The 16027-nt window shown below is 66.9% G+C and carries 13 protein-coding genes; 6 read left to right on the top strand and 7 right to left on the bottom strand.

All coding sequences use genetic code 11. The annotated features are described in order from the left end of the window. Positions 1-74: 74 nt before the first annotated feature. The 5 genes from GUI70_RS00505 to GUI70_RS00485 form a co-directional block, all read right to left on the bottom strand. A complete protein-coding gene (locus GUI70_RS00505; protein WP_237724602.1) occupies positions 75-3581 on the bottom strand; it encodes an efflux RND transporter permease subunit in 3507 nt (1168 codons plus the stop codon). Positions 3582-3584: 3 nt separating this feature from the next. Further along, on the bottom strand, positions 3585-4853 hold the full coding sequence (locus tag GUI70_RS00500; protein WP_161880324.1) for an efflux RND transporter periplasmic adaptor subunit: 1269 nt from the start codon (positions 4851-4853) through the stop codon (positions 3585-3587). Next, complete coding sequence (locus GUI70_RS00495; RefSeq protein ID WP_161880323.1) at positions 4853-5923, bottom strand: TolC family protein; 1071 nt, start codon at positions 5921-5923, stop codon at positions 4853-4855. The genes GUI70_RS00500 and GUI70_RS00495 overlap by 1 nt, the downstream gene beginning before the upstream one ends. Beyond that, positions 5920-7461, bottom strand: coding sequence for a TolC family protein (locus tag GUI70_RS00490; RefSeq protein WP_161880322.1), 1542 nt, complete (start codon positions 7459-7461; stop codon positions 5920-5922). The genes GUI70_RS00495 and GUI70_RS00490 overlap by 4 nt, the downstream gene beginning before the upstream one ends. A 172-nt stretch (positions 7462-7633) precedes the next feature. Continuing rightward, positions 7634-8224 (bottom strand): TetR/AcrR family transcriptional regulator, encoded by a 591-nt coding sequence (locus GUI70_RS00485; RefSeq protein ID WP_161880321.1) that lies wholly within the window; start codon positions 8222-8224, stop codon positions 7634-7636. 239 nt (positions 8225-8463) lie between these two features. On the opposite strand from GUI70_RS00485, the gene ispH reads away from it, so the two are divergent. From ispH to GUI70_RS00460, 5 genes are read left to right on the top strand one after another with little or no spacing between them, the layout of a single operon-like run. Continuing rightward, positions 8464-9498: a 4-hydroxy-3-methylbut-2-enyl diphosphate reductase gene (gene ispH, locus GUI70_RS00480; RefSeq protein ID WP_161880320.1), complete on the top strand. Its 1035-nt coding sequence runs from the start codon at positions 8464-8466 to the stop codon at positions 9496-9498. Between the two features lie 18 nt (positions 9499-9516). Next, positions 9517-10245: a metallophosphoesterase family protein gene (locus GUI70_RS00475; protein WP_161880319.1), complete on the top strand. Its 729-nt coding sequence runs from the start codon at positions 9517-9519 to the stop codon at positions 10243-10245. 26 nt (positions 10246-10271) lie between these two features. Next, positions 10272-10982, top strand: coding sequence for a purine-nucleoside phosphorylase (gene deoD, locus GUI70_RS00470; protein ID WP_161880318.1), 711 nt, complete (start codon positions 10272-10274; stop codon positions 10980-10982). Between the two features lie 43 nt (positions 10983-11025). Continuing rightward, on the top strand, positions 11026-11901 hold the full coding sequence (gene nudC, locus GUI70_RS00465; protein WP_161880317.1) for an NAD(+) diphosphatase: 876 nt from the start codon (positions 11026-11028) through the stop codon (positions 11899-11901). 9 nt (positions 11902-11910) lie between these two features. Beyond that, positions 11911-12381 carry a DinB family protein gene (locus GUI70_RS00460; protein ID WP_161880316.1) on the top strand — a complete coding sequence of 157 codons (471 nt, stop codon included), beginning with the start codon at positions 11911-11913 and terminating at the stop codon, positions 12379-12381. Between the two features lie 18 nt (positions 12382-12399). Here GUI70_RS00460 and GUI70_RS00455 read toward each other — a convergent pair whose 3' ends face one another. Further along, entirely contained in the window at positions 12400-13629 is a 1230-nt protein-coding gene (locus tag GUI70_RS00455) for an RsmB/NOP family class I SAM-dependent RNA methyltransferase (protein ID WP_161880315.1), read from the bottom strand. Between the two features lie 244 nt (positions 13630-13873). On the opposite strand from GUI70_RS00455, the gene GUI70_RS00450 reads away from it, so the two are divergent. Continuing rightward, a complete protein-coding gene (locus GUI70_RS00450) occupies positions 13874-14257 on the top strand; it encodes a hypothetical protein (protein ID WP_161880314.1) in 384 nt (127 codons plus the stop codon). A 1-nt stretch (position 14258) separates the two neighbouring features. On the opposite strand, the gene gnd is transcribed toward GUI70_RS00450, so the two are convergent. Further along, complete coding sequence (gnd, locus tag GUI70_RS00445) at positions 14259-15848, bottom strand: decarboxylating NADP(+)-dependent phosphogluconate dehydrogenase (RefSeq protein WP_202630352.1); 1590 nt, start codon at positions 15846-15848, stop codon at positions 14259-14261. Between the last annotated feature and the right edge of the window lie 179 nt (positions 15849-16027).

Below are 16027 nucleotides of genomic sequence, written 5' to 3'. Positions count from 1 at the left end.
GGTCTGTCGGAGTGCGCACCACAAAAAACCCCGCCCAGGCTCGGGCGGAGGGGTTCAGAGGCGCGCCGTGAGGCTCAGTCCGTCGCGGGCGCGACGCCGCCCGGCAGCGCTTCGGCCTCCACTTCACGCGGCTTCTGGCGGTTTCTCTCGAAGCGGTAGAACACGCTCGGCACCACGTAGAAAGTCAGCAGTGTACCGGTGACGACGCCGCCCAGAATCACGATGCCCAGGCCGCGCCGGAATTCTGCGCCCTCGCCGCCGCCGAAGATCAGCGGAATGCTGATGACCAGCACCGTCACGGTGGTCATGATGATCGGCCGGAAGCGCAGTTCGGCAGCCTCGATCAGCGCTTCTTTGATCGGCAGGTGGCGCATGCGTTCCACTACGAATTCCAGGTACAGAATGGAATTCTTGGTCGCCAGGCCCAACAAGATGACCATGCCCAGAATGGTGATCACGTCCAGCGAGGTCTTGAAGAAGAACAAGGTCCAGACCGCGCCGACAATGGCCAGCGGCACCGGCAGCAGCAGATACAGCGGGTAGCGAAACGAGTTGAACTGACTGCCCAGCACCAGGTAGGTCGCCAGCACCGCCAGGATCAGCACGGCGGGGCCGTAAACCACCAAGTTGCCGGTCAGGCCCGCCGAGCCGAAGCTCGAAGCGTTGCCCAGCGCGACCCCGCCGCCCAGAATCCCGGCCTTGGTGGCGTTGTCGATGACGGTCTGCTGATACGCGAAGGCGTTGGGGCCGCCCTTTTTCAGGTTGATGTCGATGGTGGCGGTATAGGACTTGTTATAGCGGTTGAGGGTGGCGGGCGCTTGCTGAAGGCGGAAGCTGCCCAGGCTGGAGAGCGGCACATTGGAGGAAAGTGCCGAGGAGTAGACCGTCTGCGACAGGAGCGACTGCTCGGTTTGCAGCAGGCTCGGGTCGAGCTTGACCACGATATCCACGCTGTTGTCGCCGTCGCGCAAACTGCCCGCCTTGCTGCCGTCGTTGTAGCTTCTGAGCGCCTGGGCCAGATCCGAGGTGGTCAGGCCCGAGCCGACGAGCTGCGACGGATTCGGCACGAAGTTGCGCTCCTGGCGGGTGGCGCTCAGGCTGCTGGTCACGCTGCTGAGGTTGGCGTCCTGGCCCAGCAGCCGCACCAGATCGCGGTTCCTGGCTTCCAAGAGGTCCTGATTGGGCGCGCTGAGGGCCAGGCTGATGTCCGAGGAGCCGCCGGGGCCGTTTTGTTGGGCGGCCACGCTGAGGGTGTCGACCGGCACGCCCGCCAGCACCTTTTTCAGGCCCTGCTGATACTGCGCGACCAGATCGTCGATGCCGGGGCGCAGCTTCTTGTCGGTCAACGTGACGCTGATGGTGCTGCCGTTGGCCCCGGTGCCCTGCGAGGAGCCGCTGCCCACGCTGGTCGAGACCAGCCGCACGTCTTTTTGCGCCAGCAGGTACGCTTCCATTTTGCGCGTCGCGCTGTTGGTCTGGTCCAGGCTGGTGCCCACCGGCAGGCTCAGGCTGGCCGACAGAATGCCGCCGTCGCTCTTGGGCACGAAGGCAAAGCCCACCTTGCCGATGGGGATGGCGATGGTGAACAAGAAGGCCACCGCCAGCAGGATGATCAGCAGGTTGCGCGGCAAGGCCCAGGCCACGCTGCGGGCGTAGGCGCGCGCCAGCCGGATCACGGCCCCGTTGACGATGCCGTGCAGGGTGGTCGTGACCGCTTCCAGCAGACCCAGCAAGGCCATCAGCACGTAGCGCACCACGCCGATGATCAGCGGGTAGAGCAGCAGCGCGGCGAAGATGGCCGGGCCGGTGCGGCGCGCGACGACGGCCAATCCCACGCCGGACACCACCAGTCCCAGGAGGCCCCAGGCGCTCAGCAAGGTGCGGCGCGCAAAGCCCCACCGAATGATTTCCGGCAACCGGCCCAGCAGCTTGCCAAACTGCGGCCAGCCGATGGGGTCGGGGTCGCGGGTGTAGGCCATGCGGACGGTGAGAAACAGCAGCGATTCCAGCCAGCTCAGGGCGATAGCAGCGATCAATCCGATGGCGAACTGCCGGAAGAACTGCCCCAGGATGCCCGGCATGAAGCTCAGCGGCACCAGCACAGCCAGCAACGAGAAGCTGGCCGCCGTGACCGCCGAGAACACTTCCGAGCCGCCGTAGAGCACCGACTTGAGCTGGTTGTAGCCCAGATCGCGGTAGCGCTGCACGTTCTCGGCCACCACGATCGAGTCGTCCACCACGATGCCAATGGCCACGATGATGGCCAGCAAGGAAATCAGGTTGAAGGTAAAGCCGAACAAGCTGTAGAGCAGCGGCGCGGCGCTGATTGAGATGGGAATGGCCAGCACCACCGCGAAGACCGTGTTGAGCCGCCCCAGAAACAGCAGCACGACCACGCCCACCGCCGCGATGCCGATCAGAAATTCCTTGAAGGTGTCATTCACCGTGGCGCGGGTGGTGCGGGTGGAGTCTTCCGAGAGGGACAGGCTGTAGCCTTTGGGTAGCTTGACCGTTTCCATACTGGCGCGCACACTGTCGGCCACCGACACCGAGTTGGTGCCGGACGCCTTGCGCACGCCCAGCAGCACGGCGGGCTGGCCGTTGAAGCGGGCGTAGCTGGTGGCCGCCGCCGAGGTGTCGCGCACCGTCGCCACGTCACTGACACTCAGCCCGGTCTGTGGGTCCACGGTGATGCGGCCCACGTCCTGCACGCTGGTGGGCGTGTTGCGGGTCGAGAAGCCGATGGAACTGCCGTTCTGGGTCAGCGACCCGGCAGGCAAATCGAGCGCCGACGCATTGATGGCCGCCGTGAGCCGGGCCGGGGTCAGGTTGTAGCTTTGCAGCTTGGACGGATCAATCAGCACCTGAATCTGCCGGGTCGGCCCGCCCGACACGGTGATGTCGGCCACGCCCGCGACCCGCTGGAGCCGGGGCACCAGGGTGTCGGTGGCGTAGGTGGTCACGTCGGCGGCCCGCGCGGTGCCGCCCTGCAGGGCCAGCGTCAGAATCGGCTGGGCGTTGGGGTCGAACTTCTGCACGATCGGTGCGTCGGCGTCGCTGGGCAGGGTGCCTCGGATGGCCGCCACTGACTGCGAGACGCTGTTGGCCGCCGAATCGATGTTGGTGCCGTCCTGAAAGGTGATGATCACCGCACTCTGGCCGCTGGTACTGGTGCTGCGGATGTCCGAGACGCCGCTGATGGTGCTGATGGCGTCCTCGATCTTGCGCGAGATCTCGCGGTCCACCTGATCGGGTGTCGCGCCGCTGTAGCCGGTGGAGACCGCTAGGATCGGCACCTCGAAGTTGGGCAGCAGCTCGACGCCCAGCCGGGTGGTGTTGAGGAGGCCCAGCAGCACCACCGCCACGAAGATGCCGATGGAAAACACGTAGCGCGCCACGCTGAAATTGATGGCCGGGTTGATCTTGGGCAGCGGTTCGGAGGAGTGCGGGCCGGCGGGGGCCGTCTTGGTCAAGCTGACCTTCTCCGCCTGGGCCTGCTCGCTCGCCTCCGCCCGGCCCTTCATCCGGGCGCGCATTTTGCCGATCAAGTTGCTGTCGTCGCCTGGGGGCTGATCCGCCATACTTTATTCACCGACCTTGATGCTCGCGCCGTCTTGCAAGCTCGGCGGGACCGGATAGACGACCTGCGTGCCTGCCGGAATCCCGCTGACCGCCACCTTGCCCTGCGACTCGGCCAGAATCTTAACGGTCTGACGCTGGGCCGCGCCGCCGTCGGCCAGATACACCGCGTTGTCGCCGCCGTCGTTTTGAATGGCTCCGCTGGGCAGCAACGTGCCGGAGGCCAGGCTGACCCGGTAGCGCATCTGGCCCACCCCGCCCACCGGCAGGGTGCTGGCGCTCGCGCCGGAGAGCCGGGTGGTCAGCGGCACCAGTCGGTCGCTGCCGGTCACCCGGTCACCTTCCTTGATGACGGCCAGGTAGGTCTTGCCGCCGTAGTCGAAGTTGAGCTTGCTGCCTGCGCTCAGCGCGGCGGCGTCGCCCGGTGAGACGTTGAAGTCGGCGGTCAGGCGGCTGCCGTCCACCAACCGGAACACGGCGGTGCCGGTGTTGACGTACTCGCCCAGCTTGGCGCTGACCGACGCCACCGTGCCGGAGAAAGGAGCGCGCACACTGGCCTTGGTCAGATTCTCCTGCGCCTGGCGCAGCGACACCTCGGCGCTGCTGACCTGGTTTTTCAGCAGGGCCAGGCTGCTGCCCCCGCTCTGGCCGTTCTGGGTCAGGTTGTTCCTGGCCAGCGCCAGGGCCGACTGGGTCTGGGCCAGGGTCGCCTCACTGGCGGTCAGATCCGCCTGGCTGATGCCGCCGAGCGCGTACAGCTTGCGGCTCGACTGGGCGTCTTGCAGGGCCTTGTCGGCGTTGGCCTGCGCCGCCGTGATGGCCGACTGAAGTTGCCCGGTGCCCTGATTGGTGTTGCGCTGGGTTTGCGAGAGGTTGATCTGGGCGTTCTTGAGCTGAAGCTGGGCACTTTCCAGGGTCTGGCGCAGCGCCGAGGTGTCGAGCTGCACCACCACCTCGCCCGCCTTGACGCTCTGGCCTGCCGTGACCAGCACCTGCGTCACCGCGCCGCTGGTGAGGGCCGCCACCTGACTGTCCTGAACCGCCGTGACGGTGGCGCTGGCGGTGCGGCTCACGCTCAGCGCTCCCTGCGTGGGTTTGATCACGCTGACGTCGAGGGCGCTGCTCTTGGGCGGCGCGGCGTCGAGATTGTTGGTGGTGCTGGCGGTCGTTTTCGCGTCGGTGCCGCTGTCGGCGGGCTTGGTGCAGGCTCCCAGCAAGAGCGCCAGACCCAGCAGGGTCGCCAGGGCCGGTGAGGGGGGGCGGCCAGCCTTCATTACTGCGCCAGTCCCGTCACGTCTTTGCCAGCGGCCACCGAGAGCGCGGTCAGCGCCTTCCAGGACGCGTCCTGGGCCTGGGTCAGTGCGAACTGCGCCGAGAGCAGCTGGACCTGGGCGTTTTGCACGTCGATGGCGGCGGCGGTGCCGGCCTTGAGTTTGGCCTGGGCCTGATTCAGCGTGGTCTGCTGGGCATTGAGGCTGGCCGCACTGATGCCGACCTGCTCGCGGGCGTTCTGAGCGGCGCGGTAGGCGTCGTTGAGTGTGGTGAGGGCGGCCTTGCGGCCACTGTCGAGGTCCCGCTGGGCGTTACTCAGGGCGGTCTGGGCGTCTTGCAGGGTGCGAACCGGGGTGTAGTCGTTGTCTGAGACCTTGACCTGGAGCTGGGCCGACTGCACCGCACCCGCAGCCTGCACCAGCGTCGGCAGGCGGTCCCCCAGTCCGGCTTGCAGCGAGGCCAGCGTGGCGCTGAGCTGGGGCGGCGCGGGCGGCGCCTTGACCGTCACGGTGCTCTGGCCGAGGCCCAGCGTCTTGGCGAGCTGCGCGGCGGCAATCGGGCGCTGCGCCCTGGCGTCGGCGAGTTCCTGCTGGTTGCTGCTCAGGCTGTTCTGGGCCTTGGTCACATCGAGCGGGGTGGCGACCCTGGCGGCCAAGCGGGCCTGGGCAATCTGCAAGCTGCGGCTGTAGTAGTTGACCTGCGCCGCGTTGAGGTTCTCGCGCTGCTCGGCCTCATAGATACTGAGGTACTGCGTCACCACCGTCTGCATCACCGTCAGCTTGGTGTTGCTCAGATTCACCTGGGCGCTCTCTAAGCCCTGCTGGGCGCTGACCTGATCGGTGATGATGCTGGTGGGGTCGGCCTGCACGGCTTTGATGGTGGCCTGGGCTTTTTGCAGATTGGCGCGGCTGGTGGTGGTGTCGGGGCCGCTGGCCAGGGCGCGGGTCACGGCGCTGCCCAGATCGAGCGCCGCACTCTGCGCGCCAGCCTGCGCCGCCAGGCTGAGGACGGCCAGCAGGGCCAGGGTGTTGAGGGTAAAGGGCCGGGCAGTGGTGCGGCTGGGGGTCGTCATGGTTTGGCTCCGTTATTGGGGTCTGGGGTGGCGGGGTCAGGGGTACTGGGGCCGGGGACGGTGGAGGTGGTGGACACGGAACTGAGCGACACCAGCAGCAGGGCCGGATCGAACTGGGCGCTGGCCACGGCGAGCTGCACCTGGGCCAGGTACGCGGCGTTGAGCGCCTGATCGACGCCGAACTGGGCATTCTGCACGCCCACGCTAGCCACGTTCACGTCCAGTGCCGTGCCGAGTCCGGCGCTCAGGCGGGCCTGAGCGGAGGTCAGGGCCGCCTGAGCCCGCACCAGGGCGGTGCGCTGCACGTCGAGCAGGCGGCGGGTGTTGAGGGCGTCGTTGTAGGCGCGCCGCACGCCGAGTTCCACGCTGCTGCGGGCACTTTCCAGGGCCAGTTCGGCGCTTCTCACACTGCTCTGGGCGCTGGCGATGGCCGCGTTTGGGGCCGTGCCCAGCACATTGAAGCTGCCGGTGAGGCCCAGTGAGAGCGAGGTGGGAATCGGCGTGGTGCCGCTGCTGGTCGGCAAGCTGAAGGTGGCGGCCACCACTCCGGTCTTAACATTGAGGCTGCCGCCGACGCTGCGCCCGCCGCTCCCGCTCAGGCTCAGCTCGCCGTAGTTCACGCTGGCCGAGACATCAGGGAGGCGCTCGCGCTGGGCGCTGGTGAGCGCGGCGCGGGCTTCCTGAAGCTGCGAGGTGGCTTTCAGAATCTCGCTGCGCTGGTTCATGGCGCTGCCTAGCAGATCGGCCAGCGGCGCGGGCGTGCCCGATAAGCTCGGCGCGCTCGGCAAGATCAGCCGGGCCGCCAGTCCCACGTCCAGCCCCGCGTCGCTGAGCAGTTGCCGCTCCCCGATCTCGCGGGCAGCCTGGGCATTCACGGCGCTCGACTGGGCGCTTTCCAGATTGCCCTGGCGGGTCAGCAAATCTTCGAGGCTCAGCAGGTTGTCCTGGCGCTGGCGCTGGGCCACGCCGAGCTGCTGGCTGGCCAGAGCGGCCTGCGCGGCGCTCAGCGCTTCCTGCTCGGCGGCGAGCCGGGCCGAGAGGTAACTCTGGGCGGCCCCCACGAGCAGCGTCTGGCGGCTGTCCTGGAGGTCGAGGGCGGCCCGGCTTAGTGCCCGCTCGGCGCTGCGAACCCCATCGAAGGCGCTTCCCCACGGCAACACGGCGGCGCTGACCTGGCCGGTGAGGGTGCTCACCGCTTGCCAGTCCCCGCTGTCTATGGGCGATTTGCCCGCGCTCAGGCTGCCGCCCAGCGTCAGGTTCAGCCCGGCCCGGGCGCGGGCCGAGTCGAGCGTGTACTGGGCGGCCCGGTACTGCTCCTCGGCGCTGCGCCAGCCTGCCGAGCCGCGCAGGGCCTGCTGCACGGTCGCGAAGGTCAGCACCACGTTGCTCAGGGCCACAGGCGGCGCGGGCACGGTGATGGCAGCGGGGTCGGGCGGGGTCGTGGTCTGCGCCAGCGCGGGGGTCAGGGCTGCACACAGCAGCCAGGCAGTCAGCCTCGCCGTGCGGGCGGCACTTGTGGAGCGTGGAAGAGCATTCAAGCAGTCACCTCGGCGTGAGAAAGCGGTGTCGGAAGAGCATCTGGTCGAGGGAAAACTGGTGCGAAAGCGGGGCGGGCTGGCAGCTGGCCGCAGAAAACCGATCCATGTTGTAGCGCCCCCATAAATCGTGGGTCAACTTACTTTAGGTGGAGGTGACGGGGTCGGTCCCGTCTCAGCGGTTCTCCGCAGGTGGAGCCAGGCCGGTCCACCAGGCGTCGAGCAAGTGCTCCACGTACTGCTCGGTGTCGATGCCTGGCCCCAGCATCAGCTCGCGGTGGACATGGCTGGTCAGCGCACCGAGCAGGGCGTCGGCGACCACCTCGCAGTCCATCTCGCGCAGCCGTCCGAGGGTGATCTCGGCCCGCAGGTAAGCGGCGATGGCGGCGCTGTCCTCGGCCACCGGGTCGCGCTCGGGCCGGGGATGGCTGCCGGGAGCGTGGCCGCGTGACCACATCACCATCAGGGGCGGCAGAATGATCCGCGCCGTGTGGACAATCAGCCGCGCCAGGCGTTTGAGGTTGTCGCACAGCTCGCCCTGACCGACCAGGTCCGTGATTTCCTTGTGCCAGCTGCGCCCCTCACTCAACCCGATGGTTTCGGCGAACAGATCCTCCTTGGTCGAGAAGCGTTTGAAGAGGGTGCCTTCCGACACCCCGGCGCGGCGGGCGATCTCGGCGGTGGTGGCCGAGAACCCCTGCTCCAGAAAAACTTCGCGGGCCGCGTCCACGATCTGCTGATCACTGATGGTGCGTGGTCGGGCCATAAGTAAGTATGGACTCACTTACCAACCCGTTGTCAAGGGACGGATTTGGGACGGCGGGGAGGTGGGGCCATGTAACGAGGGCTGAATCACACTTCGACAGTAGGCGACCCGCCGTGAAGGGAGCAAGAAGGCTCTGTGAACGCCATTCGAACATGCCGTTTGGAGAAGCTGGTTGCGCCGCGCCGCCTGGAACACTGCACACCCTCGCCGCGCCGCCGGACCGCTAAACTTGGGGCATCATGGCCGACTTCAGGAGCGTACCCACCCACACGGCAGGCCCCGTCGAGCACCTGATGCTCGCCAAGCCCAGAGGCTTTTGCGCGGGCGTCGTGATGGCGATCGGGGCCGTCGAGAAAGCGGCCCGCAGCGAGACCCAGCCGTTGACGGTCTACCACAGCATCGTTCACAACCACACCGTCGTCGAGCGGCTCGAGCAGGACCACAGTGTTCACTTCGTCGAGGACCTGGACATCCTGGAAGCGCTGCCGAACGGCAGTCAGACGCTGGTGTTCTCGGCGCACGGCGTCTCACCGCAGGTCCGGCAACGCGCCCGCGAACTGGGCCTCTCCACTATCGACGCCACCTGCCCGCTGGTGACTAAGGTCCATACCGAGGCCAGGAAGTACGCCCGCGAGGGCTACACCATCCTCTTGATTGGTGACAGCGCCCGCCACCAGGAAGTCATCGGCACGCTGGGTGAGGCCCCGGAGAACACCATCATCGTGGGCGTGCTGGGCAAGTCCGGGCCGGGCCTGCACGACCCGCACACGGTCGAGGTCCCCGACCCCGAGAAGCTGGTGGTCCTGACCCAGACGACCCTCAGTGTGGACGACACCCGCCGCACGGTGGAGATTCTCAAGACCCGCTTTCCGTCCATGCTGATTCCGCCGAGCGAGGACCTGTGCTACGCCACCAAGAACCGCCAGGACGAGGTGCGGCGCATCGCTCCCCAGGTGGACGCCTTTCTGGTGCTCACCAGCACCCACAGCAGCAACGGCATGCGGCTGCTCGAACTGGCGGCCAGCCTCTGCCCGCGCGCTTACCGTCTCGATACCGTCGCCGACCTCGACGCGCTCGATTTGAGCGGTGTGCGAACCATCGGCATCAGCAGTGCCGCCAGCACGCCCGACGATCTGGTGCAGGCCGTCGTGACCGTGTTCCGGGCACGCAACCCGCAGCTTCAGGTCACCGAGCAGGGCGAGTGGGAGAACATCCTGTTTCGCGAGCCGAAGAAGGTGGGGCCGCAGGAGGAAGTGCTGCGCAGCCAGCGCTGAGGTGGTGAGATTCAGCTGATGCGCGCCGCTATTTTCGGAGACATCCACGGCAATCTGCCCGCCTTGGAAGCGGTGTTGGCCGATCTTCGGCGGCACGCGCCCGACGTGCTGATCTGCCTGGGCGACGTGGCGATGACCGGACCCTTTCCCGCCGAGTGCCTGCACCTGGTCGCCTCACTGAACTGCCCGGTGGTGATGGGCAACGCCGACGCGGAATTGCTGTCGCCCTGGCCCGCCTTCCAGCCGCGCGGCCTGCCCGACGAGCGCGAAATCTATGAGCTGGACGGCTGGAGCCACGCGGCTGTGGGGGAGAGGGAGCGCAGGCTGGTGCGGACGTATCAGCCGACCGTGGATCTCTTGCCGGGTGTGCTGGCCTTTCACGGCAGTCCCCAGAGCAACACCGAGGTGCTGAACGCCGAAACGCCCGAGGCCCGGCTAAATGAGCTGCGCGCCGAATTCGCTTCGGCTTCCCGCTGGATCGGCAGCCACACCCACCGTCCACTGCTGCGCACGCTCGAAGGCTGGCAGCTGCTCAACCCCGGCTCGGTGGGCCTGCCGTTCGAACTCAGGAACGGCGTCTACGTGAACGTGGCCCGCGCCGAGTACTTGCTGCTCGACCGGCTGGGCGAACACTGGAACGCGCAGTTTCGGCAGGTGGCGTATCCGGCGCGGGCCATTCAAGACGGCTTCCGGGCCGCCCGCGTGCCGGAAGCTGAGCGCTGGGCCTCGGACTGGGTGGACGCCTGAGGGTGACCTTCGGCTAAGCTGGACCCATGAGTCTTCACATGAACGCCAAAGAAGGGCAGATCGCCCCCACCGTGCTGTTGCCTGGCGATCCCAGGCGCGCCCAGCACATTGCCCAGACCTTTTTCACCGACCCCGTGCAGCACAACGACGTGCGCGGCATGCTGGGCTTCACCGGCACCTACAAGGGCCAGCCGGTCTCGGTGCAGGGCACCGGCATGGGCATGGCCAGCGCGGGCATCTACATTCACGAGCTGATCAACGATTACGGCTGCCAGACACTGGTGCGGGTCGGGACCTGCGGCAGCTACCGCGAGGACGTTCACGTGCGCGACCTGATTCTGGCGCAGGCTGCCTGCACCGATTCCAACATCAACAACATCCGCTTCGGGGCCAAGAACTTCGCGCCGATTGCCGATTTCGGGTTGCTGCTGCGGGCCTATCAGGTGGCCCAGACCCGCAACCTGCGGGCCCACGTGGGCAGCATCATGAGCAGTGATACCTTCTACCACGACGATTTCGACCAGTACAAGCTCTGGGCCGAGTTCGGGGTGCTGGGCGTGGAGATGGAAGCCGCGCAGCTCTACACGCTGGCCGCCAAATTCGGCGTGAAGGCGCTGACTGTGCTGACGGTGTCCGATCACCTGATCACCCACGAGGAAACCACCGCCGAGGAGCGCCAGACCAGCTTCAACGGCATGATCGAGGTGGCGCTCGACGCGGCGCTCGAAACGACCTGAGCGGCTCACAGTCGGAGGGTGCCCGGCGCGCTTGAATGGCCGTATGACTTTACCCGAGAGCGCTTCCGATCTCTTCTCCAACGGGCACGGTTTTACGCCCAGTGCGCAGATACCGATTGAGCAGACTCCGGCGCAGCTGACCCTGGGCGCGCTGTGGCTGGTCTTCTCCGGCGACAAACTGCTGCTCGGCCCCGATCTGGCCCTGCCGACCCGGCAGCCCAGCGGCAGCGAGGGCGCAGTGTACCTGGGCCAGCAGTCCGGGCAGCCGGTCTGGGCGGCGCGGCTGACGGCGGAGGTACTGGCCACGCTGGACACACCACCATTCAAGCTGCACCGCCTGCGTGGCCTCTACGGGCGCGTCCCGGACTGGCTGTGGCTGCTCGGCGGCTACGCTTACCAGATCGTCGAGTGGGACCGGACCCACCGCTTCTGCGGCAACTGCGCGACGCCGACGGTGCCGGACCCCGCCGAGCGGGTGCGGCGCTGCCCGAACTGTGGCCTGAGCGTCTACCCGCGCCTGGCCCCCGCCGTGATGGTGCTGCTGACCCGCCGCTACGAGGGCCGCCTGCAACTGCTGCTGTGCCGCTCGCCTCAGTTTCCGGCGGGGATGTACAGCGCCAACGCGGGCTTCGTCGAACCGGGTGAGAGCGTGGAGCACGCCGCCCACCGCGAGATGAAGGAGGAAACCAATCTGGAGATCATGAACCTGCGCTACTTCGATTCGCAGCCCTGGCCGTTTCCGCACAGCCTGATGCTGGCCTACAGCGCCGAGTACGCGGGCGGCGAGATCGCAGCGCAGCCCGGTGAGATCGAGGACGCCCGCTGGTTCGACGAGGCCGACTTGCCGATGCTGCCGGGCCGCGCCAGCATCGCCCGCCGCTTGATCGAGTCGGTGGTGGGGCCGCGCGCAGGCGAGTAAAATGTCAGCATGCCCCTTTTAGACGACCTGCAAAAGATTTTGCGCGAAACCTTCGAGGGTGGCCAGCCGGGCCAGTCCACCCTGTTTCTGGACAGCACCCAGGCCGACGGCAGCGGCAACCACGGCCTGTTCGGCACACTGGCCGAGTTGAGCGCGGTCCAGGCATCCGACCCCACGCCGCTGAACCTGAGTACCGCCGCCCACGCCGCCCACATCGCCTACTACCTGGAAGTCGGCCTGATCTTTATGCGCGGCGAGACGCCTTCTGGGCCGTTCGACTGGAAAGGAAGTTTCGTGCCGGGAACGGTGGACGACGCGGCCTGGCAGGCCCTTCAGCTTCGCCTGCGCGCCGCCTACGACGAGATGATGGCCCGCGTCGCCGCTGCCGAGCCGCTGGCTATCGAAGAACTGGTCAACCCGGCGGTGCACAGCGCTTACCATCTGGGGGCCATTCGGCAGGCGGTCAAATTGCTTTCCTAAGCGCCGCGCCAGTCGGCCTCAGGCCCGTCGCTGCAACCTGGCGATAAAAAAGCCGTCCACGCCGTCGTCCATCATGGTCAGCACGCCTGCGCCGCGCTGGCTGACAGGCACCCGCAGATCGGGCAGGGGCGCGGGCGAGAACTCGGGATGCCCGGCCAGGAAGCGCTCGATCCGCTGGGGTCCCTCGGCAGCAGTTACGCTGCACACGCTGTAGACCAGGCTGCCGCCGGGCAAGACCAGCGGCGCGCAGGCGCTGAGCATCCGGCCCTGTAAGTCGGCCATCCCGGCCACGGCCTGCTGCGTCAGGCGCAGGTTGATCTCGGGGTGGGCGCGCAGGGTGCCGCTGCCGGTGCAGGGCGCGTCGAGCAGCACCAGAGGGGCCGGATGCACCTCGGGCGTGTGGGTCAGGTCGGCAGTCACGAACTCGGCCTTGAGGTGCAGGCGGCCCAGGTTCTGCCGCGCCGGGCGCACCTTCTTGTCGTTCACGTCCACGCTTGTTACCTGCGCGCCGAGCGAGGCCAGCATCGCCGCCTTGACGCCGCTGCCGCCCGCCAGATCGAGCACACGCACACCCTCGACCTCGCCCAACGCTAGCACGCAGGCAAAGCTCGCCGGGTTGATCGGCTGCGCCCAGCCGTTCTTGAAGGCCGCCGTGACGCCCAGGGGCCGCGAGAGCGACACCCGGTAGACATCGCCGTAGCCCGGCTCCACCTCGCAGCCCTCGCCGCGCAGGGCAGCCACGCCGTCATTCGTCAGGCGCAGCCACAGTGGCTGAGGTTCGAGCAAACTCGCTTCCACAGCTCCGGCCTGCGGGCCGTAGGCATCCTGAAGTTCCGCTGCCAGCCACTCGGGCAGGGCGGCCACGTCGGGCAGACTCTCCAGGCGGCGCAGCACGGCATTGACCAGTCCGGGCGGGCCGAAGCCCCCGCGTGCCAGATCGACGTACTCGTTGACCACCGCGTGAACCGGGGTGCCCAGCACGAATTTCTCATAGGCCCCGGCCAGCAGCACGGCGCGGGTGCTGTCGCGGGTGGTACTAGTCAGCAGCGGCATGAGGGCCGCGTTGAGGCGGCGGTAGTGGCGCAGCGTGCCGTAAACGAGCTGGGTAGCCAGGCCCGCGTCACGGCCCGGCAGGTGACCGCGCTTGAGTTCGCGGTCCAGTTCGGAGGAGGCGTACGCGCCGCCGAGCACGCGCGTCAGCACGCGCAGGGCCACTTCGCGGGCCGGATTGGGGGAGGGAGCCGTCATCCCTTCAGCATAGCGGTTCTGATCGGGGTGGCGGGAGGCACACCTCCAAGGTTCTTGAGCAGATTCTGGGACGAGCGTGGCCTTCACCAAACCTTCAGATTCTAGGCGTATTGCTCTTGGGGACGGGGGGACGGAAGGCTGGAGATGCGTGAGTGCAAGGTTTTTCACATTAAGCTGTTTTCTGCAATTTTTAGTGCTGATTCACACCTCTAACATTTTCCTCACTCCCCGACGATAATGAGACATGAAGAAATTCACATTGTTGCCGCTGCTACTGGTGTCGTGTGGGACTTTGCCTGCTGCGCCACTGGGGAGCCTGGCACTTGGTCCTCAGGCGTGCAGCGCTGCCTGCTCACCCTTCGCTGGCGAACCCGACACCAGTTCACGCAGCTACCTGGTGAATTTCAAAGAGATCGTTTATCTGCGGGCCAACAGCAGTCGGGTCAACGTGCAGTTCGGCAAGGACGCTGCCGACCCGGCCTGCTTGCTGAGCGTGAAAACGTCTGCGGGTGCCACCTCGCTGGAGCGCCGCGCAGGCGCCAGTATTGTGCTGGGAAAGGCGCTGCTTGACCAGAGCCAGTGGCAGATGGACTGTCCCATCTACCACAGCGGCTGGAGTGTGTTTTAGCTCAGGCGTTGTAGGTGCTGCTCGACGTGCTGCCGCCGCGCCCGGTCCAGTTGGTGTGAAAGAACTCGCCGCGCGGCTTGTCGGTCCGCTCGTAGGTGTGTGCGCCGAAATAGTCGCGCTGCGCCTGCAAGATGTTGGCACTCAGGCGCTCGCTGCGGTAGCCGTCGTAGTAGGCCAGGGCGCTGGAGAAAGCCGGAGTCCAGACGCCGCGCAGGGCCGCTGCCGCCACCACCTGTCGCCAGGCCATTTGCGATTCCTGAATCGCCTGGGTGAAGTAGGTGTCGAGCAGCAGATTGGGCAGCGCCTCGTTGTCGCCGAACGCCGCCTTGATCTTGTCGAGAAAGGCCGCCCGGATGATGCAGCCGCCGCGCCACATCTGGGCGATGCTGCCGAAGTCGAGGGTCCAGCCGTACTCGGCTGCCGCCAGCGCCATCATCTGAAAGCCCTGGGCATACGAGCAGATCTTGGAGGCGTAGAGCGCCCGGCGCACCTGTTCCACGAACACGGCGTGGTCGGGGGCGTCCACGGCGTCGGGGCCGCGCAGCACCTTGCTGGCCTCCACCCGCTGGTCCTTGAGCGAACTCAGGATGCGGGCGAACACGGCCTCGGCGATGGTGTTGGCGGGCGCGCCCACATCGAGCGCCGTCACCGAGGTCCACTTGCCGGTGCCCTTCTGCCCGGCGGCGTCCAGAATCACGTCCACCATCGGCTGCCCGGTCTCGTCGTCGGTCTTGCGCAAGATCTCTGCCGTGATCTCGATCAGGTAACTGTCGAGTTCGCCCTTGTTCCAGTCGTCGAAAATCTCACCGATCTGGGGCGCGCTCAGGTTCAGCGCGCTGGAAAGCAGGCTGTAGGCCTCAGAAATCATCTGCATGTCGGCGTACTCGATGCCGTTGTGGACCATCTTGACAAAATGCCCGGCCCCGCCCTCGCCCACCCAGTCGCAGCACGGTTGGCCGCCGACCTGCGCGGCGATGGTCTGGAAAATGGGTTTGAGTTCCGGCCAGGCCTTGGCATTGCCGCCCGGCATGATGCTGGGGCCGTTGAGCGCACCCTCCTCGCCGCCCGAGACGCCCGCGCCGACAAACAGCAGGCCCTTTTCCGAGAGTGATTTCTCACGCCGTACGGTGTCGGGGAAGTGGGTGTTGCCGCCGTCGATGATGATGTCGCCCTCGTCCAAGAGCGGAGCCAGCATCTCGATAAAGGCGTCCACGGCAGGTCCGGCCTTGACCATCAGCATCACCTTGCGCGGCTTCTTGAGCAGTGACACGAAGGTGGGCAGATCGTCTGCGCCCAGAATTGTCTGGCCCTTGGCGCGGCCCGTCACGAAGTCGTCGACCTTGCTGGTGGTGCGGTTGAAGGCCGCCACCGTGAAGCCCTTGGAGGCCATGTTCAGAATCAGGTTCTCGCCCATGACCGCCAGCCCGATCACGCCGATGTCGGCTGTGGCCTCGCTGACCGGCGCGGCGATGAGCTGATTGCCGCCCACCGCCTCGGAGCGGACCGCGTTGGCGCGGCTGACCTGGGTGGTTTGGGCGGCTTGGGTCAGGTCGGCGGAGGTGGCCGCTGCGTTCTCGTCAGGCTGGGTCATGGCAAAGACTCCTTGGGGTGAAAGGCGAAAGGGGCAACGGGGTATCTGCTGCCGCAAGCTACGGTTCATCATAAAGCAGATGATGAAATAAAGTGGCCCGGACGCGACCTATATTCCGTGGAGCTGCCGAACAGTGGGACCACCAAAAAGGAGCGCAGCCAGGCGGCCCGCTCCTTTGA

The sequence above is a fragment of the Deinococcus alpinitundrae genome, assembly GCF_009982895.1.
Classification (GTDB): Bacteria; Deinococcota; Deinococci; order Deinococcales; family Deinococcaceae; genus Deinococcus; species Deinococcus alpinitundrae.
Note: the sequence above shows the minus strand (reverse complement) of the source record. Positions and strands in the feature narration are given on the sequence as shown.